The 25,322-nt window shown below is 66.5% G+C and carries 28 protein-coding genes; 17 read left to right on the top strand and 11 right to left on the bottom strand.

The window, feature by feature from the left end; translation table 11 throughout:
• The 5 genes from ACWIEX_RS21815 to ACWIEX_RS21795 are packed head-to-tail and all read left to right on the top strand — an operon-like array spanning position 1 to position 4,288.
• The gene (locus tag ACWIEX_RS21815) at positions 1–411 is read left to right on the top strand and encodes a cytidine deaminase (RefSeq protein ID WP_454035045.1); all 411 of its coding nucleotides are present in this window, start codon (positions 1–3) and stop codon (positions 409–411) included.
• A gap of 36 nt (positions 412–447) precedes the next feature.
• Positions 448–1,257, top strand: a complete 810-nt coding sequence (locus ACWIEX_RS21810; protein ID WP_454035044.1) for a purine-nucleoside phosphorylase — start codon at positions 448–450, stop codon at positions 1,255–1,257.
• A gap of 3 nt (positions 1,258–1,260) precedes the next feature.
• Positions 1,261–2,022, top strand: a complete 762-nt coding sequence (deoC, locus tag ACWIEX_RS21805; RefSeq protein ID WP_454035043.1) for a deoxyribose-phosphate aldolase — start codon at positions 1,261–1,263, stop codon at positions 2,020–2,022.
• Positions 2,022–3,347, top strand: coding sequence for a thymidine phosphorylase (gene deoA / locus ACWIEX_RS21800; protein ID WP_454035042.1), 1,326 nt, complete (start codon positions 2,022–2,024; stop codon positions 3,345–3,347). The genes deoC and deoA overlap by 1 nt, the downstream gene beginning before the upstream one ends.
• Positions 3,344–4,288: a 2-hydroxyacid dehydrogenase gene (locus ACWIEX_RS21795; protein ID WP_454035041.1), complete on the top strand. Its 945-nt coding sequence runs from the start codon at positions 3,344–3,346 to the stop codon at positions 4,286–4,288. Before deoA ends, ACWIEX_RS21795 begins: the two co-directional genes overlap by 4 nt.
• A 3-nt stretch (positions 4,289–4,291) precedes the next feature.
• Here the strand turns inward: ACWIEX_RS21795 and nth are convergent, their stop codons facing one another.
• Positions 4,292–4,993, bottom strand: coding sequence for an endonuclease III (nth, locus tag ACWIEX_RS21790; protein ID WP_454035040.1), 702 nt, complete (start codon positions 4,991–4,993; stop codon positions 4,292–4,294).
• 20 nt (positions 4,994–5,013) lie between these two features.
• Between nth and ACWIEX_RS21785 the strand changes: the two genes are divergently transcribed.
• On the top strand, positions 5,014–5,556 hold the full coding sequence (locus ACWIEX_RS21785; protein ID WP_454035039.1) for a DUF2244 domain-containing protein: 543 nt from the start codon (positions 5,014–5,016) through the stop codon (positions 5,554–5,556).
• On the opposite strand, the gene ACWIEX_RS21780 is transcribed toward ACWIEX_RS21785, so the two are convergent.
• Positions 5,541–6,155, bottom strand: a complete 615-nt coding sequence (locus ACWIEX_RS21780; RefSeq protein WP_454035038.1) for a class I SAM-dependent DNA methyltransferase — start codon at positions 6,153–6,155, stop codon at positions 5,541–5,543. The genes ACWIEX_RS21785 and ACWIEX_RS21780 overlap by 16 nt on opposite strands.
• Positions 6,156–6,528: 373 nt before the next feature.
• On the opposite strand from ACWIEX_RS21780, the gene ACWIEX_RS21775 reads away from it, so the two are divergent.
• Positions 6,529–7,425: a methylated-DNA--[protein]-cysteine S-methyltransferase gene (locus ACWIEX_RS21775; RefSeq protein WP_454035265.1), complete on the top strand. Its 897-nt coding sequence runs from the start codon at positions 6,529–6,531 to the stop codon at positions 7,423–7,425.
• A gap of 133 nt (positions 7,426–7,558) precedes the next feature.
• On the opposite strand, the gene ACWIEX_RS21770 is transcribed toward ACWIEX_RS21775, so the two are convergent.
• Both ACWIEX_RS21770 and ACWIEX_RS21765 read right to left on the bottom strand, forming a co-directional pair.
• Positions 7,559–9,280, bottom strand: coding sequence for a hypothetical protein (locus ACWIEX_RS21770; RefSeq protein ID WP_454035037.1), 1,722 nt, complete (start codon positions 9,278–9,280; stop codon positions 7,559–7,561).
• A 143-nt stretch (positions 9,281–9,423) separates the two neighbouring features.
• Positions 9,424–10,602 (bottom strand): fumarylacetoacetate hydrolase family protein, encoded by a 1,179-nt coding sequence (locus tag ACWIEX_RS21765; RefSeq protein ID WP_454035036.1) that lies wholly within the window; start codon positions 10,600–10,602, stop codon positions 9,424–9,426.
• 228 nt (positions 10,603–10,830) lie between these two features.
• Between ACWIEX_RS21765 and ugpB the strand changes: the two genes are divergently transcribed.
• From ugpB to ACWIEX_RS21735, 6 genes are all read left to right on the top strand, one after another.
• On the top strand, positions 10,831–12,156 hold the full coding sequence (gene ugpB, locus ACWIEX_RS21760; protein ID WP_454035035.1) for a sn-glycerol-3-phosphate ABC transporter substrate-binding protein UgpB: 1,326 nt from the start codon (positions 10,831–10,833) through the stop codon (positions 12,154–12,156).
• Positions 12,157–12,226: 70 nt separating this feature from the next.
• Complete coding sequence (gene ugpA, locus ACWIEX_RS21755) at positions 12,227–13,108, top strand: sn-glycerol-3-phosphate ABC transporter permease UgpA (protein ID WP_454035034.1); 882 nt, start codon at positions 12,227–12,229, stop codon at positions 13,106–13,108.
• Positions 13,108–13,638 (top strand): hypothetical protein, encoded by a 531-nt coding sequence (locus ACWIEX_RS21750; protein WP_454035033.1) that lies wholly within the window; start codon positions 13,108–13,110, stop codon positions 13,636–13,638. Before ugpA ends, ACWIEX_RS21750 begins: the two co-directional genes overlap by 1 nt.
• The gene (locus ACWIEX_RS21745) at positions 13,635–14,393 is read left to right on the top strand and encodes a creatininase family protein (RefSeq protein WP_454035032.1); all 759 of its coding nucleotides are present in this window, start codon (positions 13,635–13,637) and stop codon (positions 14,391–14,393) included. Before ACWIEX_RS21750 ends, ACWIEX_RS21745 begins: the two co-directional genes overlap by 4 nt.
• A complete protein-coding gene (gene ugpE / locus ACWIEX_RS21740) occupies positions 14,393–15,241 on the top strand; it encodes a sn-glycerol-3-phosphate ABC transporter permease UgpE (RefSeq protein WP_454035031.1) in 849 nt (282 codons plus the stop codon). Before ACWIEX_RS21745 ends, ugpE begins: the two co-directional genes overlap by 1 nt.
• 7 nt (positions 15,242–15,248) lie before the next feature.
• Positions 15,249–16,328 (top strand): sn-glycerol-3-phosphate import ATP-binding protein UgpC, encoded by a 1,080-nt coding sequence (locus ACWIEX_RS21735; RefSeq protein ID WP_454035030.1) that lies wholly within the window; start codon positions 15,249–15,251, stop codon positions 16,326–16,328.
• 131 nt (positions 16,329–16,459) lie between these two features.
• Here the strand turns inward: ACWIEX_RS21735 and hemW are convergent, their stop codons facing one another.
• The 3 genes from hemW to rph are packed head-to-tail and all read right to left on the bottom strand — an operon-like array spanning position 16,460 to position 19,022.
• A complete protein-coding gene (gene hemW, locus ACWIEX_RS21730; protein ID WP_454035029.1) occupies positions 16,460–17,659 on the bottom strand; it encodes a radical SAM family heme chaperone HemW in 1,200 nt (399 codons plus the stop codon).
• Complete coding sequence (rdgB, locus tag ACWIEX_RS21725; protein ID WP_454035028.1) at positions 17,656–18,303, bottom strand: RdgB/HAM1 family non-canonical purine NTP pyrophosphatase; 648 nt, start codon at positions 18,301–18,303, stop codon at positions 17,656–17,658. The genes hemW and rdgB overlap by 4 nt, the downstream gene beginning before the upstream one ends.
• 2 nt (positions 18,304–18,305) lie before the next feature.
• Complete coding sequence (gene rph / locus ACWIEX_RS21720; RefSeq protein ID WP_061970926.1) at positions 18,306–19,022, bottom strand: ribonuclease PH; 717 nt, start codon at positions 19,020–19,022, stop codon at positions 18,306–18,308.
• Between the two features lie 144 nt (positions 19,023–19,166).
• On the opposite strand from rph, the gene hrcA reads away from it, so the two are divergent.
• Both hrcA and ACWIEX_RS21710 read left to right on the top strand, forming a co-directional pair.
• Positions 19,167–20,252 (top strand): heat-inducible transcriptional repressor HrcA, encoded by a 1,086-nt coding sequence (gene hrcA, locus ACWIEX_RS21715; RefSeq protein ID WP_454035027.1) that lies wholly within the window; start codon positions 19,167–19,169, stop codon positions 20,250–20,252.
• A gap of 88 nt (positions 20,253–20,340) precedes the next feature.
• A complete protein-coding gene (locus ACWIEX_RS21710) occupies positions 20,341–20,589 on the top strand; it encodes a DUF3297 family protein (protein WP_061970923.1) in 249 nt (82 codons plus the stop codon).
• A gap of 147 nt (positions 20,590–20,736) precedes the next feature.
• Here the strand turns inward: ACWIEX_RS21710 and ACWIEX_RS21705 are convergent, their stop codons facing one another.
• Positions 20,737–21,273 carry a GNAT family N-acetyltransferase gene (locus tag ACWIEX_RS21705; RefSeq protein WP_454035026.1) on the bottom strand — a complete coding sequence of 179 codons (537 nt, stop codon included), beginning with the start codon at positions 21,271–21,273 and terminating at the stop codon, positions 20,737–20,739.
• Positions 21,270–21,869, bottom strand: a complete 600-nt coding sequence (locus tag ACWIEX_RS21700; RefSeq protein WP_454035025.1) for a helix-turn-helix domain-containing protein — start codon at positions 21,867–21,869, stop codon at positions 21,270–21,272. The genes ACWIEX_RS21705 and ACWIEX_RS21700 overlap by 4 nt, the downstream gene beginning before the upstream one ends.
• Before the next feature lie 260 nt (positions 21,870–22,129).
• Between ACWIEX_RS21700 and lepA the strand changes: the two genes are divergently transcribed.
• The gene (lepA, locus tag ACWIEX_RS21695; protein ID WP_454035024.1) at positions 22,130–23,935 is read left to right on the top strand and encodes a translation elongation factor 4; all 1,806 of its coding nucleotides are present in this window, start codon (positions 22,130–22,132) and stop codon (positions 23,933–23,935) included.
• Positions 23,936–24,114: 179 nt separating this feature from the next.
• Here the strand turns inward: lepA and ACWIEX_RS21690 are convergent, their stop codons facing one another.
• Both ACWIEX_RS21690 and ACWIEX_RS21685 read right to left on the bottom strand, forming a co-directional pair.
• On the bottom strand, positions 24,115–24,450 hold the full coding sequence (locus ACWIEX_RS21690; protein WP_454035023.1) for a GIY-YIG nuclease family protein: 336 nt from the start codon (positions 24,448–24,450) through the stop codon (positions 24,115–24,117).
• A gap of 89 nt (positions 24,451–24,539) precedes the next feature.
• Positions 24,540–24,881 (bottom strand): hypothetical protein, encoded by a 342-nt coding sequence (locus ACWIEX_RS21685; protein WP_454035022.1) that lies wholly within the window; start codon positions 24,879–24,881, stop codon positions 24,540–24,542.
• Between the two features lie 134 nt (positions 24,882–25,015).
• On the opposite strand from ACWIEX_RS21685, the gene ACWIEX_RS21680 reads away from it, so the two are divergent.
• Positions 25,016–25,222 carry a CsbD family protein gene (locus ACWIEX_RS21680; protein WP_454035021.1) on the top strand — a complete coding sequence of 69 codons (207 nt, stop codon included), beginning with the start codon at positions 25,016–25,018 and terminating at the stop codon, positions 25,220–25,222.
• The last annotated feature ends 100 nt before the right edge of the window (positions 25,223–25,322 follow it).

Here is a 25,322-nt window from a genome sequence, read left to right as displayed (position 1 = left end):
TTGTCGGCCGATCCCGATTTCGAGGCCCTGTTCGCCGCCGCCGCCGCCATCCAGCGGCGCGCCTATGCGCCCTATTCGCGCTTCAAGGTCGGTGCAGCGCTGCTAGCGGACGACGGCGCCGTCCATGTCGGCTGCAATGTCGAGAACGCCGCCTATCCCGTCGGCTCCTGCGCCGAGGCCGGCGCGATCGCGGCGATGATCGCGGCCGGCGGCAAGGCGATCCGCGCCATCCTTGTTTTCGGCGAGGGGAGCGAGCTGGTCACGCCCTGCGGCGCCTGCCGCCAGCGCATCCGTGAATTCGCCGCGCCGGAGACGCCGATCGCGATCGCCGGCCCCGAAGGCATCCGGGCGCATTTCACGCTGGACGAGCTGTTGCCAGCCTCCTTCGGACCGGCCAATTTGCCGCGGTGATTTGGGGCCGTCCGCTGCGGCCAGGGGAGAGCATGCATGGCGGCCGATCCGGCCTTCGACGAGGTGGCGTCCATCCTGGCGGACCGGGGCGTCGATGTGATCGACTGCGCGATCGTGCTCGGCACCGGCCTCGGCGCCGTCGCCGAGGATGTCCAGGACGCGATCCGCATCCCCTATGCCGAATTGCCCGGCTTTCCGCGCGGCGCGGTTTCCGGCCATGCCCGCCAGCTCTGCTATGGCACGCTGCATGGCCGCAAGGTGCTGATCTACCAGGGTCGCGCCCATTACTACGAGGGCGGCGACCCCGCGGTGATGCGTATTCCGCTCGGCGTGCTGACCGCCTTCGGCTCGCCGCCGCTTGTCCTGACCAATGCAGCCGGCTCGCTCTCGGCGGAGATGCGCCCCGGCAGCCTTGCGCTGATCACCGACCATATCAACCTGAACGGCCCCAATCCGTTGATCGGCGAAACCGGCGATGGCCGTTTCGTGCCGATGGTCGATGCCTATGACCCGCATCTGCGCGGCCGCTTCAAGCGCGCGGCCGAAAAGGCGGCGCTATCGCTCGGCGAAGGCGTCTACATGTGGTTCACCGGGCCGAGCTTCGAGACGCCGGCCGAGATCCGCATGGCGAAAATCCTCGGCGCCGATCTCGTGGGCATGTCGACCGTGCCGGAGGTGATCCTGGCGCGACGCCACGGCCTGCGTGTCGCCGGTCTGTCCATCGTCACCAATATGGGGGCAGGCCTGCACGGCGGCACGCCGCACCATACCGAAACCCGCGATGTCGCATCCCTTGCGGCGGGGGCGCTCAGGCGCCTGCTGCGCGCCTTCCTGTCGGAGTTGTGAGCCATGTCCGATGCCGATCTCGCCAGGCGCGCGCTCGCCCTGCTCGACCTGACCGATCTTGCCGACGATGCCACGGAAGAAGGCACCCGCGATCTCTGCCGGCGCGCCGTCTCCGGCCCCGTGCCGGTCGCGGCGATCTGCCTGTGGCCGCGCTTCGTCGCGACGGCGCGGGCCGAGCTCGGCGACGGCCCCGTCCGCATCGCGACCGTGGTGAACTTTCCCGATGGCGACACACCGATCGCCCCGGCGATGCGCGAGACCGAGGAGGCGCTCGCCGCCGGTGCCGACGAGATCGACCTCGTCCTGCCCTGGCGGGCCGTTCTCGCCGGGCAGACGACGGCTGCGACCGCGATGGTGCGCAACGTCAAATCGCTCTGCGGCGAAAGGCGGCTGAAGGTCATTCTGGAAACCGGCGAATATCCCAATCTCGACAAGGTCAGGACGACGGCAGAGCTTGCCATCGCCGCTGGCGCCGATTTCATCAAGACCTCGACCGGCAAGACCGCGAATTCGGCCAGCATTCCGGCAGCGCGCGTGATGCTCAGCGTCATCGCGGAAATGGGCCGCCCCGTCGGGCTGAAGCCGTCCGGCGGAATCAGGACGCTGGCCGACGCCACGCGCTATCTCGATCTCGCCGATGCAATCATGGGAGAGGATTGGGCGACGCCCACGACCTTCCGCTTCGGCGCCAGCGGCCTCTATGGCGCGCTCGTCGAGGCCATTGATGGCGTCGCGCCCGATGCCGCGCCGCGTGGGGGCTATTGATGCGCCTGACCCAGGAGATCATCGCCGCCAAGCGCGACGGTGCGGAACTGTCCGACGCCGATATCCGCCAGCTCATCGCCGGCTTGCCTGATGGCTCTGTCAGCGAGGGGCAGGCCGCGGCCTTCGCCATGGCAGTCTATTTCAACGGCATGAGCGAGCGCGAGCGCGTCGCGCTGACGCTCGCCATGCGGGATTCCGGAACGGTGCTGCGCTGGGACGACCTGCCGGGGCCCGCTCTCGACAAGCACTCGACCGGCGGCGTCGGCGATACGGTCAGCCTGCCATTGGCGGCGGCGGTTGCGGCCTGCGGCGGCCATGTCCCGATGATCTCCGGCCGCGGCCTTGGCCATACCGGCGGCACGCTCGACAAGCTCGACGCCGTACCGGGCTATGTCACCCAGCCCGGCATCAACCTTTTCCGCAAGGTGGTGCGGGAAGCCGGCTGCGCCATCATCGGCCAGACCGCCGATCTCGCCCCGGCCGACAAGCGCCTCTATGCGATCCGCGACGTCACCGCGACGGTCGAAACGATTCCGCTGCTGGTTTCCTCGATCCTGTCGAAGAAGCTCGCTGCCGGCCTGCACGGCCTCGCCATGGACGTGAAATTCGGCTCCGGCGCCTTCCTGCCGGATTACGGCAAGGCGCAGGCCTTGGCGCAGGCCTTGGTCGGCGTCGCCAACGGCGCCGGCCTGCCGACGAATGCGCTGCTCACCGACATGAGCGAACCGCTCGCCTCTGCCGCCGGCAACGCGCTCGAGGTCGCCTATGCGCTCGATCATCTGACCGGGCGCCGGCGCGAGCCCCGCTTCCACGAGGTCACGGTCGCGCTCGCCGCCGAGATGCTGTTGCTCGGCAAGCTCGCCCCGGATCTCGACACCGCCCGTACGAAGATCGAGCAGGCCTTCGCCTCCGGCGCAGCGGCGGAGCGCTTCGCCCGGATGGTCGTGGCGCTCGGCGGCCCGGCCGATCTGCTGGAGGCGCCGCAGAAGCATCTTGCTGCCGCTCCGGTCGTCAAGCCGGTCTATGCCGAAACGGCCGGAACCGTCGCTTCCGTCGACACGCGCGCGATCGGGCTTGCCGTCGTCGCGCTCGGCGGCGGCCGGGTGCGGCCGCAGGACCCGATCGACCATGCCGTTGGCGTCGTCGCGCTGGCAGGTATCGGCGACGATGTCGGGCCCGACCGGCCGCTCGGCATCGTCCATGCCCGCAACGACGCCGGCTATGCTGCGGCAAGCGAGCGCTTGCGCAAGGCCTACCGGATCGGAGAGGGTGCGGCGCGCGGCCCGCTGGTCGCTGAACGGATTACGGAGAGGGCGTCGGGATGAGTTTGCTTCTGGCCATGACCGGCTGGCATGTCGAGGATTGGCGCGCGCGCTTCCAGGCGCTGCTGCCGGATATGCCCGTCGTCGTCCTCGGCGAGCCCTTCGACCGCCGCGCCGTGCATTACGTCGCGAGCTGGAAGCACCCGCCCGGCAGCCTGACCGGTCTGCCCAACCTCGCCGCGATCTTCTCGCTCGGGGCCGGCGTCGATTTCCTCTTCGCCGATGACAAATTGCCGGCGGCACCGATCGCGCGCATCGTCGATCCGGACCTGACGACGCGGATGAGCGAATATATCGTCCTGCATTGCCTGATCTATCTGCGCCAGCAGCGCCGTTACGACCGCCAGCAGCGCGAGGCGATCTGGGACGACGACCGCAACCAGCCGGCCGCTCGCTCGGTCCGCGTCGGCGTCATGGGGCTGGGCGAACTCGGTCAGGACGCGGCCCGCAAGCTAGCCGTCATCGGTTTCGACGTCGCCGGTTGGAGCCGCTCGCCCAAGACCATCGAGGGCTTGCAGACCTTCTCCGGTGAGGACGGCATGAAGGCCTTTCTTGCCCGCACCGACATCCTCGTCAGCCTGCTGCCGCTGACGCCGGATACGCGGGGCATCATCAATGCCGCGCTGCTTTCGGGCCTTGCGCAGGGCGGGCGCCTCGGCGGGCCGTTCCTGATCAATGCCGGGCGCGGCGGCCTGCAGGTCGCGGATGACATCCTCGCCGCGCTCGACGCCGGCATGCTCAAGGGCGCGACGCTCGATGTCTTCGAGACCGAGCCGCTGCCTGTGGACTCGGCCCTCTGGAGCCATCCGGGCGTGACGGTGACGCCGCATAATTCGGCGATGTCGGAACCCGAGGCGATCGCCACCGCGGTTGCCCAGCAGATCGGCCGGCTGGAGGCGGGCGAGCCATTGCTCAACCTGGTCGATCCGGCGCGGGGCTACTGAGCCTCAGGCGATCCGCTTGTCGGCGGAATCGCAGAGGTCGTTCTGGATGCAGCGGACGCATTCGGGCCGCAGCGCCTTGCAGGTATAGCGCCCGTGCAGGATGAGCCAGTGATGGGCGTGCCGGCCGAATTCGGGCGGCACCGCCTTCTCCAGCCCGAGTTCGACCTGCAGCACGTTCCTGCCGGGCGCGATGCGCAGGCGGTTGGCGATGCGGAAGACGTGGGTGTCGACCGCATGGGTGATCTCGCCGAAGGCGATGTTGAGCACGACATTGGCGGTCTTGCGGCCGACGCCGGGCAGGCTCTCCAATGCCTCGCGGGTCGCCGGCACCTCGCCGCCATATTCGGCGATCAGCTTCTCGCAGAGCGCGATCACGTTTTTCGCCTTGGTGCGGTAGAGCCCGATCGTCTTGACGTGCTCGCGCACCGTCTCCTCACCGAGCGCGAGCATCTTCTCCGGCGTATCGGCGATGGCGAAGAGGGCGCGGGTGGCCTTGTTGACGCCGGCATCGGTCGCCTGCGCCGACAGCACGACGGCGACCAGCAGCGTGAAGGCGTTGGTATGATCCAACTCGCCCCTGGGCTCGGGATTGGCGGCCTGAAAGCGGCTGAAGATCTCGCGGATCTCCGCCGGCTTGCGCGCGCGCGGCAACGTGATGCGCTTTGCCGGCGCAGCCGTGCGAGGGGGCCTGTTCCGCTGATCCATGACGGCGTTATAATCGTCGCATGACACCCGGCAATAGCCTCGGCAGTGATAGCTTTGGCAGCGAGATCGCGGACGCGTCGCAGCGGCCGGTCTTCGATGCCACGATCACGCCGCACCGATCGCTCGGCCAGAACGGCTTCCGCATCGTGATGACGCTGGTCTGCCTTGCCAGCGTGATCTCCTCGATCCCCTTTGTCGTGCTCGGTGCCTGGCCGGTCGCCGGCTTCTTCGGGCTCGACATCGTCGCGCTCTTCGTCGCCTTCCACGTCAATTTCCGGCATGCGCGCGCCTTCGAGCGCATCGTGGTGACGCCGCTCGAAGTCTTCCTGCGCAAGGTCTCGCATCACGGCCGCGAGGCGGTCTGGCGCTTCAATCCGGCCTGGACCCGGCTCGAACGCCGGACGGACGAGGATTACGGCCTGCTCGGCCTGACGCTGGTCTCGCGCGGGCAGAGCGTCGCGATCGCCTCCGCGCTCTCGCCGCAGGAGCGTTCCGGCTTCGCCGATGCGCTGGGCTCGGCCCTGTCGAGCGCCCGCCGCGGGCCGGATTACGGCGCGCCCTGAGCCGTTCTGGCGAGCCAGATCGTATGGCCGCCGCAACTTTGGTCTTCGACGACATGGTCGACGACGGAAAAGCCATTCTCCGCCAGCAGGGCCCGGTATTCCCCGGGATCGAGGCTGCCATGATAGAGCGCCTCGCCTTCGAAGCTGCCGATCGCTTCGCCATGCGCCGGGCCGCTGGTGAACATCAGGACCGCGCCCGGGGCGGCATGGCCCGCGAAGACCTTGAACATGCCGCGTTGATCCTCCGGCGTCAGGTGGAAGAACGAGTCCCAGGCGATCAGTCCGCCGAAGCGACGGCCGAGCGCGAGGCGGCGCATGTCGCAGACATGCCAATCGCCCTCCGGAAAGCGCGACCGGCACAGCGCGATCATCGCTGGGGCGGAATCGACGCCGGTGACGGCATGGCCGTGTTCGATGAAATGGCGGGCGATCGGCTGACCGGTGCCGCAGCCTATATCGAGGATGGTGGCATCGGGCGCGAGCAGGGCCCGGAAACGCGCGAGCCACGGGCCTTCCATCAGTATCTTGCCGCGCAAGCCGTCATAGGTGGCGGCGTGGCGGTCGTAGAGATCGATGATGGCATCGGCGGGGGAGGTCATGCGCATTCGCCTCTACGATCTGTCGCTCCTGCCGGAGCGCTGTGGGTCGAGGTAAAACCATTGCCGTCATTCCGGACAAGCCGCGTCAGCGGCGCCGATCCGGAATCCATCATAAAGCGCGACATCCTACGATGGATTCCGGGTCAAGCCCGGAATGACGGCACATTCTCGATAGGATATTCCATCCCGGATGCTTGGCGGCGCTGCGCAAGCCTGCCCTTGCCAGCTTTCGGGTGGGAACGGCATGGTGGGCACCCTAGATTCGCATCATGACTGATGATGCGAGGTTCCAATGAACGCTCATGCTCCGATGAAAACGGCGATGACCCCGACGCGCTTCTCCAATGCGGTGCTGGCGCGCGCCACCGATGCGATGCCGAGCGAGGCCGATTTCCCGGCTGTCGCGCCCGGCTCGGACTACGATACCGTCCGGCGTATCCTTTCCTTCATCACCCATAACTGGCGCGAGCAGCCGACGATCGAGGCGATCGCCGAAGCTGCGGGCGCGACCCCGACCGATGTCCATCACCTCTTCCGCCGCTGGTGCGGCCTGACGCCGAAGGCTTTCCTGCAGGCGATCACGCTCGACCATGCCAAGGGGCTGCTGTCCTCCTCGGCCAGCATTCTCGACACGGCGCTCGAGGTCGGCCTCTCGGGCCCCGGTCGCCTGCACGATCTCTTCGTGACGCATGAGGCGATGTCGCCCGGCGAATGGAAGACCGGCGGCGAGGGGCTGAAGCTCTCCTATGGCTTCCATGCTTCGCCCTTCGGCGAGGCGCTGGTGGTGATCACGGAGCGCGGCCTCGCCGGTCTCGGCTGGGTCTCGAACAGCGCCGATGGCGGCAAGGTCGTCGGCGGAAGGGCCGAGGCGCTGGCCGACATGATGCGGCGCTGGCCCCATGCCGATTATCACTACGATCCGATGCTGACGGCGCCCTATGCCGGCCGCATCTTCGAGCCGAAGGCCTGGTCGGCGGAGACGCCTTTGCGTGTCGTCCTGATCGGCACCGATTTCGAGGTGCGGGTCTGGGAGACGCTGCTCCGGATTCCCGTGGGCTGCGCCACCACCTATGGCGAGGTCGCCAACCATATCGGCAAGCCCAGCGCGGCGCGGGCCGTCGGCATGGCGGTCGGCAAGAACCCGATCTCCTTCGTGGTGCCCTGCCACCGCGTCATCGGCAAGTCCGGCGCGCTGACCGGCTACCATTGGGGTCTGACGCGCAAGCGCGCCATCCTCGGCTGGGAAGCCGGGCAGACGGCGGCCGGCTGAGTCGTCGGCACGGTCGTCATTGCGAGCGTAGCGAAGCAATCCAGGGGCGGCAGAGCTCTACGTCCCCCTGGATTGCTTCGTCGCTTTGCTCCTCGCAATGACGGCTTTCGATCTGGCTCGATCCAGAGCGGTCTTATTTCCTCAGATACATGTCCCAGCAGGGCGCGAGCGCGATCCGCTCGCGCCCTTCGAGCGCTGCGGCGAAATGGCTGCGGATCATCTCGCGCGGCGTCGTGACCGGACATTTCGGCATCAGGAGCGCGTCGGTCTGCCTGAGGGCCTCGATGGTGCCCGGCTGCAGGTCCGGCGTGCTGCGGCCGGGATCGACTCCAACAGGCACGATGCGCGGCGGCGTGCGCTGCAGCAGGACGTTCAGCGGATCGACGAAATCGAAGGTGAAGAAGCCGTTGAGCTCGCGCTTGTTGTTGGCTTCCCAAGCCTTGATCGCGGTCACCGCCTGCTGGATCTCGAGCATCCAGGTCGCCTGATAGTCGATCTCCGAATAGAGGATGTAGGACGGCAGGATGTCGCGCCGGATCAGGTCGCGATAGCCCTCGGGCTGCGTCGCGTAATGATCGAGCATCGCGGCGGCGCGTGCGGCGATGTCCGGCTTCACGCTGACCCGGCCAAGCGGCCCGAGATCGGGCACGTCGAGTGCGACATAGGTCGCTCCACCCATCACCGCGCGCATCCCGCGCTCCATGCAGATCACGGCGCTCGGCAGCGAGACCGCGAGCGCCAGGACGAGGACCACCGGCCGCATCCGGTCGTCGCGCCGCTCCCACCAGTCGAGGATCAGCGGCAGGAGGATCGGCCACAGGCCGATGAATTCGAGCGAGCCGGTATTCTGCGTCTCGAAGAAGGCAAGCGCGAACAGGCCGGCTGCGAACCAGCCGATCGGGGCATCGGCCAGCGCCCGCCAGCCGGCGAGCGTCGTCGGCAGACCGTCGCGCCAGGAGGCGTAGGCGAGCGCGGCGAGCAGGATGAGCGACGGGCCGATCACATTGAACTTGACCGAGGCCACGGTCAGGAAGCGCGGCAGCAGCGTACCGGTGTTGAGGCCGAGCAGCGTCAGGATGTCGATGAGATAGGCCGAGCTCAAACCGGTCGCGAGTTCCAGCACGCCCAGTGCGAGGATGACGAGCCCGGCGGCGATGATCGCATCGCGGAAGCGCATCCGCCCGCTCAGCGTGGCATAGCCGACGAGAAGCGTGCCGGAGACGGCGCCCGTGACCTTTGTCAGGAACAGCGCGAGCATCAGCACGGCGACGAGCGCGATCTGCAAGCTGCGCCGCGGCACGAACAAGAGGACCGCGATCAGCAGGTAGAGCTGCAAGGCGACATGGCGGTTGTAGAAGCCGTACCCGTCGAAGCCGGGCGACGGATAGAGCCCGTGCAGGTTGATCGGCAGCGCCGCGAACAGCAGGAAGGGCAGCACCAGCGCCAGCGCCTGCGGGCGGGAGCGCCGGGCAACCTCGCCGGCGAGCAGGGCCAGCACCGGCAGCATGATCGGCAGCAGCGCCCAGTTGATCAGCAGCATCGGCTGCGCATCGGGGAAGATGGCGTCGAGCCCGGCGGCAAAATAGAAGCCGAGCGGGCCGATCGGCGCGAAGAAATCGATGGTCGGGACCTGCCCGAGACCGATGCGCTGGATCGCGTCGAGATAGACGACCGTATCCCAGGCATTGGGCCCGAGCGGCAGGCGCAGCGGCAGGATCAGTGCCGCGGCGGCCAATGCGGCGAAGGCCACGATCCAGGCGAGGGGCGAGCTGGCCAAGCGCATCGCTGCTCCCTTGCCGATGAAATCCTTGCCGTCGATTGGGGAGTTCTCTCTCCCGATTTCGCTCATCGCCACGCCGAACCCTCCTGGTCCAGCCCGCTCTGTGGCAGAAAAAACTTACCAGCTGCCTGACGGAAAGGCAGGTTCTCGCCGAATTTCGGTAAGAACCCTCGGTTCCGCTGCTTCCTTGCTGTCAGTTCGCCCGTTCCGGCGCCAGGTCAGAGCAGCCCGCGCCCGGCGAGGTAACGCATCAGATGCGAGGCGCCATAGGTCCAGGGTGCGCATTCATCGGTGCGCTTCATCCGGTTGATCAGGCTGCCGAGCTCGGGCGCGGCGATGGTGACGATGTCCCCGTATTTATGGGTGAAGCCGCCGCCGGGCGCATCGCGATCCTTGATCGGCGCGAACATGGTGCCGAGATAGAGCGCCGCCCCGTCCGGATACTGGTGATGCGGGCCGATCATCTGGGCGGCGAGATCGGCCGGGTCGCGGCTGATCTTCGCGATCGAGGAGGTGCCTTCCAGCCGGAAGCCGTCCTGCCCCTCGACCGTCAGCGTCACCGTCGTCCGGCGGACATGGTCGAGCGTGAAGCCGGCATCGAACAGGCGGATGAAGGGGCCGACCGCCGCGGCGGCGTTGTTGTCCTTGGCCTTGCCGAGCAGCAGGGCCGAGCGGCCCTCGACATCGCGCAGGTTGACGTCGTTGCCGAGCGTGGCGCCGACGATCCGTCCATCCGAGGCGACGATCAGCACGATCTCCGGCTCGGGATTGTTCCAGCTCGAGGCCGGATGCAGGCCGGCATCCGCGCCGGTGCCGACCGTCGACATCGGCGGCGCCTTGGTGAAGATCTCGGCATCCGGCCCGATCCCGACTTCGAGATACTGGCTCCAGGCGCCCTGCTTGATCAGCACCTCCTTGAGATGCATCGCCTCGGGCGAGCCGGGCTTCAGCTTGGAGAGATCGTCGCCAATGAGCTTGCCGATCTCCTCGCGGATCGTCGCGGCGGCGGCCGGGTTGCCGCGCGCCTTCTCCTCGATCACGCGCTCCAGCATCGAGACCGCGAAGGTGACGCCGGCCGCCTTCACCGCCTGCAGGTCGAGCGGCGAGAGCAGCCAGGGCCGCGTAAGGTCGCGGCCGTCCACAGGCGTGTTGGCGAGGATGTCGGCGAGCGAACCGATCGCCTCGCCCTGGGCCGCCCGCAGCGCCGCCGCCGGATCGGCGTCCTCGCAGAGGTCGCGGCTGGTCGCGAAGCTCGCGGTGACATCGATCACCTGCCCGCCGCGCAGCGTCACTACGGCTGGCCCGCCGAGATCGGGACGCCAGACGCGGCCCGCGAGCGCGGCGGCCTCGGCATCCGCGGGCAGGGTCGTGGTCACGGCAAGGTCGAGGCTGGGCATGGCGGCATCCACAGGCGGATTCGGATCGGGGAGCGCAGATCAGCCGGTTCCGTCGGAATGTGCAAGCGAGAGGCCGTCACGGTCGATGCCGGACCTCCGACCGAGACCATAGGCGGATTGCGCGGGTCGTCATCGATTTGTCATTGAAATGTCGCCTGCGCTTCATGCTAGCTTGCGCACCAACGACAAGAACCGCGGCGGCGCCCGCCCGCGGAAGGGAGATATTCCATGAGCATCAAATCGCGCATCCTGATGTCGGTCGCGGCCTTTGCGCTGGCCGGCGCCTCGCCGGCCCTCGCGCAGACCGAAATCCAGTGGTGGCACGCGCTGACCGGCGCCAATAACGACGTCGTCGTCAAGCTCTCCGAGGATTTCAACGCCTCGCAGAAGGATTACAAGGTCGTTCCGGTCTACAAGGGCTCCTATCCCGACACGCTGAACGCCGGCATCGCCGCCTTCCGCGCCGGCCAGGCGCCGCATATCCTGCAGGTCTTCGAGGTCGGCACCGGCACGATGATGTCGGCCAAGGGCGCGATCAAGCCGGTCCACGAGATGATGAAGGAAGCCGGCGAGAAATTCGATCCGAGCGCCTATCTGCCGGCGATCAGCGGCTATTATTCGACGGCCAAGGGCGAGATGCTCTCGATGCCGTTCAACTCCTCGTCGATGGTGATGTGGTACAACAAGGACGCCTTCAAGAAGGCGGGCCTCGACCCCGAGAAGCCGCCGAAGACCTGGCCCGAGACCTTCGAGGCCGCCAAGAAGCTGAAGGCCGCCGGCTACGACAAATGCGGCGTCTCGAACGCCTGGGCGCCCTGGGCCAATATCGAGCAGTTCGGGGCCTGGCACAACATCGCGCTCTCGACCAAGGTCAACGGCATGGCCGGCGCCGATGCCGTGCTGAACTTCAACAAGAGCCCGGCCTTCCTGAAGCACTGGACCAACCTGGTCGAGCTGCAGAAGGACAAGACCTATGACTATTCCGGCCGCACCAATAATGGCGAAGGCCGCTTCACCTCGGGCGAATGCCCGATCTTCCTGACCTCCTCCGGCTTCTTCGGAAACGTCAAGGCGAACGCCAAGTTCGACTGGGCCAACGCCGCGATGCCGTACTATCCCGACGTGCAGGGCGCTCCGCAGAACTCGATCATCGGCGGTGCTTCGCTCTGGGTGATGGGCGGCAAGAAGGCGAACGAATACAAGGGCGTCGCCAAGTTCTTCACCTTCCTCTCGAATGTCGACCGCCAGGTGAAGCTGCATACCGAGTCGGGCTACCTGCCGATCACCAAGGCAGCCTATGAGAAGGTCAAGGCGTCCGGCTTCTACAAGGACAAGCCCTATCTCGAGACCCCGATCCTCGAGCTGACCAACAAGCCCCCGACCGACAACTCGAAGGGCCTGCGCTACGGCAGCCTCGTCCAGATCCGCGACATCTGGTCGGAGGAGCTGGAGGCGGCGCTGAACGGCCAGAAGTCGCCGCAGGCGGCGCTGGACGCCGCGGTCGAGCGCGGCAACCAGATGCTGCGCCAGTTCGAGCGCACCGCGGCCCGCTGATAGCGCTTGCATATCCAAGGCCATCCCGGACAGATGTGTTCGGGATGGCCGTTTCGTTCCAGGGAAGCCGATGCAGAAGAACGCATATTTCAAGGGGCTGACGATCCCCTTCCTGCTGCTTCTGCCGCAGCTCGCGATCACCATCGTGTTCTTCTACTGGCCGGCGAGCCAGGCGGTCTGGCAGAGCTTCCTGCTCGAGGATGCCTTCGGCATCTCGACGCAGTTCGTCTGGTTCGAGAACTACCAGGCGCTCTTTGCCGATCCCGGCTATCTCAAGGCCTTCATCAACACCGCCATCTTTTCCACTTTCGTCTGCGTTCTCTCGCTCTCGATCGCGCTGCTCTTCGCCGTGATGGCGGACCGGCAGATCCGCGGTGCCGAGATCTACAAGACCTTGCTGATCTGGCCCTATGCGGTGGCGCCCGCCATCGCCGGCGTGCTCTGGCTCTTCATGTTCGATCCCTCGCTCGGCATGCTCGCGCGTGGCCTGCAATCGCTGGGCATCCCGTGGAATCCGCGCCTCAACGGCAACCACGCCATGCTGCTGGTCATCCTCGCCGCGACCTGGAAGCAGATCAGCTACAATTTCCTGTTCTTCCTCGCCGGCCTGCAATCGATCCCCAAGAGCGTGATCGAGGCGGCGGTGATCGACGGCGCCCGGCCGATGCGCCGGTTCTGGACCATCGTCTTCCCGCTGCTCTCGCCGACGACCTTCTTCCTGCTCGTCGTCAACATCGTCTACGTCTTCTTCGACACCTTCGGCATCATCGACACCATGACCGGCGGCGGCCCCTCGGGCGCGACCGAGACGCTGGTCTACAAGGTCTTCTCCGACGGCAAGGGCGGCTCCAATCTCGGCGGTTCGGCGGCGCAATCGGTGCTGCTGCTGATCATGGTGATCGGACTGACCGCGGTGCAGTTCCGCTTCATCGAGCGCAAGGTGAGCTACTGATGGCGTGGCCGGCCAGCGCCTTTGCCGTCGCGGTTGTCGGCCTCCTGCTGCTCCCGGCAGTTGCGGGCGCACAGGCGCGCCGGATCGATGCCTGGTCCGGCATCGTGCTCAACTGCGGGCCGGGCACGACGCTGGCCTGGGCGGAGCGCATCTGCAGTCGGTTGATCGGCGAGATGCGCAGCCAGGCCGAGCAGGCGAAGGTCGCTTTCGTCGCGGTCCCGGTCTTCGCCGACGATGCGACGCTGGACCGTCGGGCGTCGGACGAGGGGCTGGACATGTTCCGGCTTCTGCATGTGCGCTTCGACGTCTCGCCACCGACCGGCAGCCTGAAGAGCCGGGATCTCACCCTCGTCCTGCGCTCGTTGACCGAGGGCTCGCTCGCCGCGCGCCGCAAGGATGGTCTCTACAAGGTGCTCAACCATACGCCGATGATCATCGTCAACGAAGGCGAGGCGGCAGCGCGCGCGCCCTTCCTGGCAAAGACGCTGACCGAAGCTTTCTTCTTTCCGCTCCTGAGGCCCGCGCCGTGACCCGAACCTCTTCCGTACTCTGGCAGGACCTGACCGCCGAGGAACTGCGCGCCAAGGCGGCGGGCGACGCGATCGTCGTCCTTCCCGTCGCCTCGATCGAGCAGCACGGCCCGCATCTGCCCGTCGGTGTCGACACCATCCTGTGCGGTGGCGTCTGCAAGGCGGCGGCTGAGCGCGCCGACGATGTCGACGTCGTCGTCGCACCGACCCTGTGGTGCGGCATGGCCGAGCACCACATGGCCTTCGGCGGCACCTTCACCTTCGACATCCCGACTTATCGTGCGGTGCTGCTGTCTTTCCTGAAGAGCATCGAGCGCCATGGCTTCCACCGCGTGCTGATCGTCAACGGCCATGGCGGTAACATTGCAGCGCTCACCGCCTTCCTGCCCGATTTCGCCCGCGAGACGCGGCTGCATGTCGAGGCGACCACCTATTTCATGCTGGCCGAAACGGCGCTCGGCCCTCTCCTGGAGGACCAGAAGGGCGTCCAGCATGCCTGCGAGGTCGAGACCTCGATGATGATGGTGCTGGCGCCGGGCTCGGTCCGCGAGCCGCGCCTGTCCGAAGCCTTCGGCGCGCTGGACCGCGCGCCCCGTCGGCAGGTCGTCTCGCGCCACCGCTCCTTCCGGGAGATGACCGAGACCGGCGTGGTCGGCGATGCCCGCCGCGCCACGCTGCAGAAGGGCCAGGCCTGTCTCGATGCCTGCGCCGATGCGCTGGCCGATCTGCTGCGCGCGATGGAGAGGGCCACCTGATGGTCGAGGACCGCCGCCTGGGCGACCTGATCGCCTATGTCATCCTGACGATCGGCGTGCTGATCGTCGCCTTCCCGGTCTGGCTGACCTTCGTCGCCTCGACCTGGGACGCCGCGACCGTGATCAACGGCCAGATGCCGCTCTATCCCGGACCGTACTTCTTCGAGAACTACAACCGCATCCTGTTCGTGGGCACGTCGAGCACGACGCGCGAGCCGGTCATCCACATGATGCTGAACTCGTTCATCATGGCGATGACGATCGCGCTCGGAAAGATCTTCATCTCCGTGCTCTCGGCCTATGCGGTGGTCTATTACCGCTTCCCGTTCCGCATGGCGGCGTTCTGGATCATCTTCATCACGCTGATGCTCCCGGTCGAGGTCCGCATCTTCCCGACCTTCAAGATCGTCTCCGATCTCAACATGCTCGATACCTATCAGGGCCTCGCCATCCCGCTGATCGCCTCGGCGACGGGCACGCTGCTCTTCCGCCAGTTCTTCATGACGATCCCGGACGAATTGCTGGAGGCCTCGAAGATCGACGGTGCCGGCCCGTTCAGGTTCTTCAAGGACACGCTGCTCCCGCTCTCGATGACGACGATCGCGGCGCTCTTCGTGATCCAGTTCATCTATGGCTGGAACCAGTATCTCTGGCCGCTGCTGGTGACGACGAAGGACTCGATGCAGACCATCGTCATCGCCATCAAGAAGATGATCGTCACCGCCGACGCCCTGACGGAATGGCAGCTCGCCATGGCCACCGCCATGCTGGCGATGCTGCCGCCCGTCCTCGTCGTCATTGCCATGCAGAGGCTCTTCGTGAAGGGCCTGGTCGAAACCGAGAAGTAACCCGCGAATGGCTCAGGTCACCCTCACCAACGTCAAGAAGGTCTATGCCGGCGGCGTCGAGGCCGTGAAGGGCGTCTCCTTCGACATCCCCGACGGCGGCTTCTGCGTGCTCGTCGGCCCCTCCGGCTGCGGCAAGTCCACGCTTTTACGCATGGTCGCCGGTCTGGAGACGATCTCGTCGGGCGAGGTCTCGATCGGCAGCCGCGTCGTCAACCAGATCGAGCCGGCCGACCGCGACATCGCCATGGTGTTCCAGAACTATGCGCTCTACCCGCATATGAACATCTACGACAACATGGCCTATGGCCTGCGCAATCGCGGCACGCCGAAGGACGAGATCGACAAGCGCGTGCGGGAAGCCGCCCGCATCCTCGCGATCGAGCCCTTCCTGGAGCGCCGGCCGCGCCAGCTCTCCGGTGGCCAGCGTCAGCGCGTTGCCATGGGCCGCGCCATCGTGCGCAAGCCGCAGGTCTTCCTCTTCGACGAGCCGCTCTCGAACCTCGACGCCAAGCTGCGCGTGCAGATGCGCGTCGAGATCAAGAAGCTCCAGCGCGCGCTCGGCGTCACCGCGATCTACGTCACGCACGACCAGGTCGAGGCGATGACGCTCTCCGACAAGCTCGTGGTGATGAATGCCGGCCAGGTCGAGCAGATCGGCCTGCCCGCCGAGGTCTACCGCAAGCCGGCGAGCAAGTTCGTCGCGACCTTCATCGGCTCGCCGCCGATGAACATCCTGCCCGGCATGGTCGACGGCCCCGGCATCGTCGCGCTCGGCGACGCGATCATCGAGGTGCGCGATCTCCGCGAGGATCTGGCGGCCCAAGTCCCGGTCGAGGTGGGCTTACGCCCCGAGGATGTCGAGATCGCCTCAGAAGGCCAGGCCGGTTCGCTGCCCTTCGACGTCGAGTTCATCGAGGAGCTCGGCGCGACCCAGCTCTTCCACGGCAAGCTCGCCGGCCAGCCCTTCGTGATGCAGGCGGCGACGGGCGAGGTCGCGGCGCAGGAAGGCCGGCTCTGGATCACGGTCGATCCCGACAAGATCCACATCTTCGATCCGAAGACCGGGGCGCGGTTAGGTAAGGGCTGAGCGATTTATTTCGCGCTCTTCATCATAGTCGGGCTTGTCCCGACTATCCACGTCTTCACTCGTCGAAGATCGTGTTCAAGACGTGGATGCTCGCCACGAGGGCGAGCATGACGCTGTAAGCTCCGCGTAGTTCAAGCCGCCAGATCGGCCACCAGCGCATCGAGCAGCAGCGCGCCATCAGGCGTTGCCGCGAGCCGCCCGCCTGCCCGTTCCATCAGCAGCTTCTGCTCGATCAGGCTGCCGACGCGCCTGGCGTTGAGCCGGCGCCCGGCCAGTGCCCTGAACACGCCGGGATCGATGCCCTCGACGAGACGCAGCCCCATCAGCAGATATTCGTCGCCCTGCGCTTCTTCGGTTAGCCGATCGTTCTCGACCAGCGCATGGCCCTCGGCCTCGACGCGTTCCAGCCAGACCTCCGGCCGCTTCTCGGTCGAATGCGCCATGCGGCCTTCACTCGTCACCAGCCGACCATGGGCGCCCGGCCCGATGCCGGCATACTCGCCATAGTGCCAGTAGACGAGGTTGTGTCGGCACTCGGCACCCGGCCGCGCATGGTTCGAGATCTCGTAGACCGGCAGGCCGTGCTTCGCCGTGATCTCCTGCGTCGTCTCGTAGAGCGCGGCGCCGGCATCATGATCGGGAATGGCGAGCTTGCCGGAACGGAACAGGCGCTCGAACGCGGTCCCGGGCTCGATCGTGAGCTGGTAGAGCGAGAGATGCTCGGCCGCATGGCTGATCGCCAGTTCCAGCTCGGCGCGCCACAAGGCGGGCGTCTGCAGGGGCGAGCGGGCATAGATCAGGTCGAAGGAATAGCGCTCGAAATACTGGCGCGCGATCGCGACGGCGGCGAGCGCCTCCTCGGCGGAATGCATCCGTCCCAGCGCCTTGAGATCGGCATCGTTCAGCGCCTGCACGCCGAGCGAGACGCGGTTGACCCCGGCCGCCCGAAAATCGCGGAAGCGCCCGGCCTCGACGCTGGTCGGGTTGGCCTCCAGCGAGACTTCGCAATTGGGATCGACCGCCCAGTATTCGCCGATCGCATCGAGGATCGCACCGACCGTGCTGCCTTCCATCAGCGAGGGCGTGCCGCCGCCGAAGAAGATCGAGGAGACTGTGCGGCCGGGCACCAGCGCGGCGCGATGGGCTATCTCGCGGCGGAAGGCGGCGATATAGCGCTGCTGGTCCGGCGGCTGCAGCCGGACATGGCTGTTGAAGTCGCAATAGGGGCATTTGGCCAGGCAGAACGGCCAATGCACATAGACGGCGAAGCCCGCATCCGCGGTCGGATGCAGGATCGAAGGCCGCGTTGCAAGGGCGGCCGGGGCGCTCACGCCGGCTTCCTCAGGCAGGCGGCTGCCAGCTCATGGAAGGCGCGGGCGCGATGCGACAGGCCGGGCGAGCCATCGGCCGGAATGCCGTGCTTCTCCTGTGCCGTCATCTCGCCAAAGGTCTTGTCGTGGTCATCAGGCAGGAAGATCGGATCGTAGCCGAAACCGCCGGCGCCACGCGCCTGCTCGGTCACCGTACCGAAGACACGGCCCTCGAACAGCTCCTGATGCCCGTCCGGCCAGGCGATCACCAGCGCCGAGACGAAATGCGCCTTGCGCGTCTCGGGCGTGGTGGCGCCGCGCTTGGCCAATTCCATCTGCACGCGCCCGATGGCGGGGGCGAAATCCTTGCCCGGCCCCGCCCAGTTGGCCGAGAACAGGCCGGGCGCGCCGTCGAGCGCGTCGATGCAGATGCCGGAATCGTCGGAGAGCGCCGGTAGCCCGCTGGCGCTCGCCGCGGCGACCGCCTTGATCGCCGCGTTCTCCGAGAACATGTAGCCATCCTCGACCGGCTCGGGCAGGCCGAGCTCCCCGGCCGAGACGAGCTCGATGCCGTAGGGCGCCAGCAACTCGCGCATTTCGCGCAACTTGCCCTGGTTATGGGTCGCGATCACGACCTTGCCGGTGAGAAGGCGATGCGGGCTCATGCTCAGGCCACCGCCGCCTTCTGCAGCGTGACGAGCTTGGCGACACCGCCCTTGGCGAGCTTGAGCAGCGCGAGCAGCTCTTCTTCCGAGAAGGGCGCGCCCTCGGCCGTGCCCTGCACCTCGACGATGCCGCCCGAGCCGGTGATGACGAAATTCGCGTCGGTCTGCGCGCCGGAATCCTCGACATAGTCGAGATCGATCACCGGGTTGCCGGCGACGATGCCGCAGGAGATCGCGGCGACATGGTCCTTCAGCGGGTTGGTGCCCTTGAGCAGGCCGCGCCCTTCCATCCATTTCAGCGCATCGTGCAGCGCGACCCAGGCGCCGGTGATCGAGGCCGTGCGGGTGCCGCCATCGGCCTGCAGCACGTCGCAATCGACGACGATCTGGCGCTCGCCGATCGCAGTCAGGTCGACCACGGCGCGAAGCGAGCGGCCGATCAGGCGCTGGATTTCCTGCGTGCGGCCCGACGGCTTGCCGGAGGTGACCTCGCGGCGCGTGCGCTCGTGGGTGGCGCGCGGCAGCATCGAATACTCGGCGGTGACCCAGCCTTTGCCGGTGCCGCGCAGCCACGGTGGCCCCTTTTCCTCGACGGTCGCGGCGCAGAGCACCTTGGTCTCGCCGAACGTCACCATGCAGGAGCCCTCGGCATAGCGCACCACGCCGCGTTCGAGCGTGACCTTGCGCATCTCGTCGGCGGCGCGTTTGGAGGGTCGCATGAAACTGTCCTGTCTTGCGGGGAAGTGGCGGCTTGTAGGCGCTTGCGCCGCGCGCGGCAAGGCGCCGGCCGGGCTTGCCCCTTGATCCGCGCCTCCGGCATGACGACAATAGGACAAGAACGACATTTCGCCTGAAAAAGGTTCATGAGCGCCCATACGCCCCGCCCCGAGACGATCAGTGGCCTGGTCGAGACCGACCAGCGCTCGCGCGAGATTTTTCGTCAGATCGTCGACGGGTATCTGACCACTGGCGAGCCCGTCGGCTCGCGCAACATCGCCCGCCTGCTGCCGATGGCCTTGTCGCCGGCGACGGTGCGCAATGTCATGACCGACTTGGAAATGGCCGGGCTGATCTATGCGCCGCACACCTCGGCCGGGCGCCTGCCGACAGAAAGAGGCCTGCGCTTCTTCGTCGATGCGATGATGGAGGTCGGCAATCTCACCACCGAGGAGCGCTCGCGCATCGAGGCCCAGATCAGGGTCGCCGCCAGCAACCGCAATCTCGACCAGACGCTGACCGAGGCCTCGGCGCTGCTCTCCGGCCTGTCGCGGGGCGCCGGCGTCGTCGTCACCACCAAGACCGATGTCCGGCTGAAGCATATCGAGTTCGTCCGGCTCGATCCGCTGCGCGCGCTGGTCGTGCTGGTCTCCGAGGACGGCACGGTCGAGAACCGCCTGCTGGCGCTGCCGCCCGGATTGCCGGCCTCGGCGCTGAGCGAGGCCGCGAACTTCCTCAATGCCCGCATCCTCGGCAAGACGCTGGCCGAACTGCGCGGCGAGATCGGCGGGCAGCGCGCCCTGATGGAACGCGAGCTCGACGCCCTGACGGCACGGCTCGTCGAAAGCGGCATCGCGACCCAGGCCGGCCCCGGCAGCGACCGCCATCTCATCGTGCGCGGCCAGGCCAATCTGCTCGACGATCTCCGGGCGCAGGAGGATCTCGAACGCATCCGCATGCTCTTCGGCGATCTGGAGACGCAGACCGACGTCATCGATCTGCTCTCCCGGGCCGAGGATGGCGACGGCGTGCGCATCTTCATCGGCTCGGAGAACAAGCTGTTCTCGATGTCCGGCTCCTCGATGGTCGCCGCGCCTTTCCGCGACGCGGAGCAGCGCATCGTCGGCGTCGTCGGCATCATCGGCCCGACGCGCCTGAACTATGCCCGCATCGTTCCGATGGTCGACTATACCGCCAAGGTCGTCGGTCGCCTGCTCGATGGCAGCCGCTAGGCGTTGGCCAAGGCCCTGAGTTGGCTTTGCCGGCGGAAGCGGCTATCGAGCGGGCAAAGCAACACTTTCCGCAATTCAGGTGCGACCCATGTCCGAGCAGCTTCCCGACCGTCTGTCTGTCAATCCGGACAGCCCTTTCTACAATGAAGAGGTGCTGGCGCGCGATATCGGCATCCGCTTCAAGGGCGTCGAGAAGACCAATGTCGAGGAGTATTGCGTCTCCGAGGGCTGGGTGAAGGTCTCCGCCGGCAACGCCAAGGACCGCTTCGGCCGCCCGATGACGATCACGCTCAAGGGCCCGGTCGAGCCCTACATCCGCGGCAGCGCCGAGGGCTGAGCCTTCCTTGTCATTCCGGGGCTTCGCGCAGCGAAGAACCCGGAATCCACGACCGGGCGAGCCGCTCGTTGTGGGATATCAAATGCCTCACCCCGTCGTGGGTTCCGGGTTCACGCCTCCGGCGCGCCCCGGAATGACAACGGTGGTTCAAGTCAGGCTCTTGTAGAAAAACGTCGAGCCGCAATCGGCTCCATCAGGCATCAGCGCATAGCGTGGGATCGTGCCGGCTTCGGTCCAGCCCAGCCGGTTATAGAGCCGGCGCGCTGCGCCATGCTCGTCCGTGTCGAGCACCAGCAGGTCGCGCCCCTTCTCCCGCGCGATCGCCTCGGCACGCTGCATCAAGGCCTCGCCGATGCCTTGCCGTCGCGCGTGGGAATGGACCAGCACCTTGGCGATCTCGGCCCGGTGCGGCTGGTTCGGCTTTCCTATCAGGTGGAGCTGGGCCGTGCCGACGAGGCCGTCCTCGTTTCGCGCGGCGAGCAGGATGACCTGCCCGCTCGTGACGCCGGCAGCGACGTCGCGCCAGAAGCGCTCGTAATCGTCTGATGTGTTCCAGTTCATGAAGCCGACCGAGGCGCCGTTGGTGACGCTGTCGCGTAGGATCTCGGCCAGTGCCGGAATGGCGGCCTCGGCAGCGACGGCATCGAGCGTCTCGATGGCGAGGGTGAAAGCGTGCGCATTCATGCGACATGTCCCGGAAAGGCGCCGCTTCCCGCGGCGAGGATGACGGCATAGCGGACGGGCGCGTCGCCCGGATTGCGATAGATGATCGGGCCGCGCAGATGCATCTGCAGGCAGTCGCCCTCGGCGAGGTCGTGGCGGATGCCTTCGACCATCAGGTCGAGTTGTCCGCGCAGCACCCAGACCTGCTGGTCGAGCGCCGCCGCTCCGGTCGCATTGTCGAGCCGCACTTCGGCTCCACCAGGCAATTCGACCTCGACGATCTCGAAGCCCGACCCGGTCCCGCGCGGCGAGACGTTGCGGCGCAGATAGCCGCTCGCCGGATCGCGCCAGACCGGCTGGGCGTCGCGGCGCGCTAGCGGCCCGCTTCCTGCATTCTCCTCCAGCAGGGCCGAGAGCGAGAGGCCGAGTCCGGAGCCGAGCCGGACCAGCAGTGCCGCCGTCGGGCTCGATTCGCCACGCTCGACGCGGGAGATCATCGCCCGGCTGACGCCGCTGCGCTCGGCCAGCGCGTCGAGCGTCAGGCCATGGCGCTGGCGGGCCGCCTTGAGGCGCTGCCCGAGCACGCGGTCGATCTCGGTGTCGTGTTCGAACTCCATGAATGAAGAATAATTCTCAGATATTGGAAATTGCAAGTTGGATTTTAAGAACCGGCAGAACCTCCCTGTCATCCCCGACAAGCCGCGAAGCGGCGCCGATCCTGGATCCATGCCTGAACCGTTATCGGAAGGGTTCCGGAATGGATCCCGGGTCTTCGCTGCACTGCGCCCGGGATGACAGGAGAGTTTAATGGTCGTCCGTCGGGCTTCGGAACGCGCAACCGCTTGGCGCCGCGCCCCTTCACTGCTATGGCGCGCGCATGAGCACCCGTTCCATCGACAATATCCGCAACTTCTCGATCGTTGCCCATATCGACCACGGCAAGTCGACGCTGGCCGACCGTCTGATCCAGCAGACCGGCACCGTCGCCGCCCGCGACATGAGCGACCAGATCCTCGACTCGATGGATATCGAGAAGGAGCGCGGCATCACCATCAAGGCGCAGACGGTGCGGCTCGACTATCGGGCCAAGGACGGCAAGGACTATGTCCTCAACCTGATGGACACGCCCGGCCATGTCGACTTCGCCTATGAGGTCTCGCGTTCGCTCGCGGCCTGCGAGGGTTCGCTCCTGGTCGTCGACGCCTCGCAGGGCGTCGAGGCGCAGACGCTCGCCAACGTCTATCAGGCGCTCGACGCCAACCACGAGATCGTCACCGTCCTCAACAAGATCGACCTGCCGGCCGCCGAGCCGGAGCGGATCAAGCAGCAGATCGAGGACGTGATCGGGCTCGATGCCTCCGAGGCCGTGCCGATCTCGGCCAAGACCGGCCTCAACATCGAGGGCGTGCTGGAGGCGATCGTCGAGAAGCTGCCGGCGCCGAAGGGCGATCCCGATGCGCCGCTCAAGTGCCTGCTGGTCGACTCATGGTACGACGCCTATCTCGGCGTCGTCGTGCTGGTGCGCGTCATCGACGGCGTGCTGAAGAAGGGCATGACGATCCGGATGATGCGGGCCAACGCCTCCTATGGCGTCGATCGCGTCGGCGTGTTCAAGCCGAAGATGACCGAGGTCAAGCAGCTCGGCCCCGGCGAGGTCGGCTTCTTCACCGCCTCGATCAAGGAGGTCGCGGATACCGCCGTCGGCGACACCATCACCGACGAGAAGAAGCCGATCGCCGAGCCGCTGCCGGGCTTCAAGCCGGTGCAGCCGGTGGTGTTCTGCGGCATCTTCCCGGTCGACGCTGCCGATTTCGAGGTGCTGCGCGCAGCCATGAGCCGTTTGCGGCTGAACGACGCCTCGTTCTCCTACGAGATGGAGACCTCGGCCGCGCTCGGCTTCGGCTTCCGCTGCGGCTTCCTCGGGCTCTTGCATCTGGAGATCATCCAGGAGCGGCTGGAGCGCGAGTTCAACCTCAACCTGATCTCGACCGCACCCTCGGTGGTCTACCATCTCAAGCTGCGCGACGGCACGACGCTGGAGCTGCACAACCCGGCCGACATGCCGGACGTGATGAAGATCGAGTTCATCGAGGAGCCCTGGATCAAGGCGACGATCTTCACGCCCGACGAATATCTCGGTTCCGTCCTGAAGCTCTGCCAGGATCGCCGCGGCATTCAGACCGACCTGTCCTATGTCGGCTCGCGCGCCAAGGTCGTCTACGATCTGCCGCTGAACGAAGTGGTGTTCGATTTCTACGACCGGCTCAAGTCGATCTCGAAGGGTTATGCCTCCTTCGACTACGCCATCACCGATTATCGCGAGGGCGACCTCGTGCGCATGTCGATCCTGGTCAATGCCGAGCCGGTCGATGCGCTCTCGATGCTGGTCCACCGCTCGCGTGCTGACGCCCGTGGCCGCGCCATGTGCGAGAAGCTCAAGGAGCTGATCCCGCCGCATATGTTCCAGATTCCGGTTCAGGCGGCCATTGGGGGCAAGATCATCGCCCGCGAGACCATCCGCGCGCTGCGCAAGGACGTGACCGCCAAATGCTATGGCGGCGACGCGACCCGCAAGCGCAAGCTTCTGGAGAAGCAGAAGGAAGGCAAGAAGAAGATGCGGCAGTTCGGCAAGGTCGAAATCCCGCAGGAAGCCTTCATCGCCGCCCTCAAGATGGACGATTGAGCGGACGGCGGCCGCCCCTCCGCACCTCTGCTTTCTTCAGGAAAAGGTACGGTCATCCCGGACAAGCCGCGTGAGCGGCGCCGATCCGGGATCCATGCCTGAACCGTTCCGGAATGGATCCCGGGTCTGCGCTTCGCTCCGCCCGGGATGACCTGCGGGATGGGGCAAGTTGTGCTCGATCAAAGCGCTTCCGCGCCGAGCTTCGCCTGCCAATGGGTGAGGCGCTCCTTCAGCACGCGATCCAGGACATAGGCGATATCCTCGTCTTCCAGCCTTTCCAGGGCCTCGAAGCGGAAGGCCTCTGGGCCATGCGCGTTCCAGGCGGCTTGCAAGGAGCGTTGCCGGTGGCTGCCATGGCGCAAGGTGAAGCGCAGGCGGTTCTCGATCGTTGAAAGATCGGGCGCCTGCCCCACCCACGTCAGCCTGGCCGCCTCGCAATGGAAGGCGAAGATGCCCGCCACCGTCTTCCGCTCCTTGTAGGCGGCCCTTGCCGCCTTCCTGTCCGCGATCTGCATCGGTGCAACCCATCCTGTTCGATGGGGCTTAATAATACCCGGATTTTAATAAAGCAAGATTTTTATCCGGGTGTTTATGAGATGCCGCTTCAGCGCAGGAAATTCGGCACCTTCTCACCTTGCGGGCCGTAGAGCTTCCGCCCGAGATCGCAGGCCGCCTGCCGGTCGAGCGCCGCGATCTCGCGGGCGTATTCGGCGCCCTTGGCGACGATGATGTCGCTATAGGGCGCGCGGTTCATGGCGATGCCGTGCTGGCGCGTCACCATGCCGATGATGAGGTTGTTGGGCTTGAGCGCCGGGCACTTGTTGTTGAGCGCCACGGCACGCCCGATATGGGTCATGACGTTCTGCTGCTGCTGGGATTGGGTCGCGGCGGGAACGAGGCCGCCCGCGAGCGTCGCGGCCAGCGAAATCAGGGCGAGGAAGCGCATGGATCATCTCCTTCGCTTCATCATCGATCGCGTCCGCTCTGCCGCGCATCCGCCGTTCTGATGAGGCGATCGGTGAACAATCGCGCCGCCGGCGCGTTGTTCTAGAGAATCCACACTCGCATGAGGAGGTCTCGATGGACTGGAACCGCGTCGAAGGAAACTGGAAGCAGATCAAGGGCAAGGTCAAGGAGCAGTGGGGCAAGCTGACCGATGACGATCTCGACGTCATCGCCGGCAAGCGCGACCAGCTCGAAGGTAAGATTCAGGAGCGCTACGGCCTCGCCAAGGACAAGGCCCGCAGCGATGTCGATGACTGGTACGGCCGCCAGACCTGGCAGTAACAGGGCGGCCGTCGACCGTTCGTCATGAATCGGAAGAAGCCCGGCGCGATGCGCCGGGCTTTTTGCATGGCGGGCGCCTTGATCGCAGGCGGTAACCGGC

The sequence above is a fragment of the Allobosea sp. NPDC055353 genome (genome assembly GCF_053644975.1).
Note: the sequence above shows the minus strand (reverse complement) of the source record. Positions and strands in the feature narration are given on the sequence as shown.

What these genes read in the sequence shown, in the direction of transcription:
- ACWIEX_RS21690 (WP_454035023.1), bottom strand. Translation starts at nt 24,450, where the DNA reads ATGCAGATCGCGGACAGGAAGGCGGCAAGGGCCGCCTACAAGGAGCGG.
- ACWIEX_RS21810 (WP_454035044.1), top strand. Translation starts at nt 448, where the DNA reads ATGGCGGCCGATCCGGCCTTCGACGAGGTGGCGTCCATCCTGGCGGAC.
- nth (WP_454035040.1), bottom strand. Translation starts at nt 4,993, where the DNA reads ATGGATCAGCGGAACAGGCCCCCTCGCACGGCTGCGCCGGCAAAGCGC.
- ACWIEX_RS21735 (WP_454035030.1), top strand. Translation starts at nt 15,249, where the DNA reads ATGGCTCAGGTCACCCTCACCAACGTCAAGAAGGTCTATGCCGGCGGC.
- lepA (WP_454035024.1), top strand. Translation starts at nt 22,130, where the DNA reads ATGAGCACCCGTTCCATCGACAATATCCGCAACTTCTCGATCGTTGCC.
- ACWIEX_RS21795 (WP_454035041.1), top strand. Translation starts at nt 3,344, where the DNA reads ATGAGTTTGCTTCTGGCCATGACCGGCTGGCATGTCGAGGATTGGCGC.
- ACWIEX_RS21765 (WP_454035036.1), bottom strand. Translation starts at nt 10,602, where the DNA reads ATGCCCAGCCTCGACCTTGCCGTGACCACGACCCTGCCCGCGGATGCC.
- rdgB (WP_454035028.1), bottom strand. Translation starts at nt 18,303, where the DNA reads ATGAGCCCGCATCGCCTTCTCACCGGCAAGGTCGTGATCGCGACCCAT.
- ACWIEX_RS21780 (WP_454035038.1), bottom strand. Translation starts at nt 6,155, where the DNA reads ATGACCTCCCCCGCCGATGCCATCATCGATCTCTACGACCGCCACGCC.
- hrcA (WP_454035027.1), top strand. Translation starts at nt 19,167, where the DNA reads ATGAGCGCCCATACGCCCCGCCCCGAGACGATCAGTGGCCTGGTCGAG.
- ACWIEX_RS21685 (WP_454035022.1), bottom strand. Translation starts at nt 24,881, where the DNA reads ATGCGCTTCCTCGCCCTGATTTCGCTGGCCGCGACGCTCGCGGGCGGC.
- ACWIEX_RS21785 (WP_454035039.1), top strand. Translation starts at nt 5,014, where the DNA reads ATGACACCCGGCAATAGCCTCGGCAGTGATAGCTTTGGCAGCGAGATC.
- ugpE (WP_454035031.1), top strand. Translation starts at nt 14,393, where the DNA reads ATGGTCGAGGACCGCCGCCTGGGCGACCTGATCGCCTATGTCATCCTG.
- deoC (WP_454035043.1), top strand. Translation starts at nt 1,261, where the DNA reads ATGTCCGATGCCGATCTCGCCAGGCGCGCGCTCGCCCTGCTCGACCTG.
- rph (WP_061970926.1), bottom strand. Translation starts at nt 19,022, where the DNA reads ATGCGACCCTCCAAACGCGCCGCCGACGAGATGCGCAAGGTCACGCTC.
- ACWIEX_RS21705 (WP_454035026.1), bottom strand. Translation starts at nt 21,273, where the DNA reads ATGAATGCGCACGCTTTCACCCTCGCCATCGAGACGCTCGATGCCGTC.
- ACWIEX_RS21750 (WP_454035033.1), top strand. Translation starts at nt 13,108, where the DNA reads ATGGCGTGGCCGGCCAGCGCCTTTGCCGTCGCGGTTGTCGGCCTCCTG.
- ACWIEX_RS21775 (WP_454035265.1), top strand. Translation starts at nt 6,529, where the DNA reads ATGCCGAGCGAGGCCGATTTCCCGGCTGTCGCGCCCGGCTCGGACTAC.
- ugpB (WP_454035035.1), top strand. Translation starts at nt 10,831, where the DNA reads ATGAGCATCAAATCGCGCATCCTGATGTCGGTCGCGGCCTTTGCGCTG.
- ugpA (WP_454035034.1), top strand. Translation starts at nt 12,227, where the DNA reads ATGCAGAAGAACGCATATTTCAAGGGGCTGACGATCCCCTTCCTGCTG.
- ACWIEX_RS21700 (WP_454035025.1), bottom strand. Translation starts at nt 21,869, where the DNA reads ATGGAGTTCGAACACGACACCGAGATCGACCGCGTGCTCGGGCAGCGC.
- ACWIEX_RS21680 (WP_454035021.1), top strand. Translation starts at nt 25,016, where the DNA reads ATGGACTGGAACCGCGTCGAAGGAAACTGGAAGCAGATCAAGGGCAAG.
- deoA (WP_454035042.1), top strand. Translation starts at nt 2,022, where the DNA reads ATGCGCCTGACCCAGGAGATCATCGCCGCCAAGCGCGACGGTGCGGAA.
- ACWIEX_RS21710 (WP_061970923.1), top strand. Translation starts at nt 20,341, where the DNA reads ATGTCCGAGCAGCTTCCCGACCGTCTGTCTGTCAATCCGGACAGCCCT.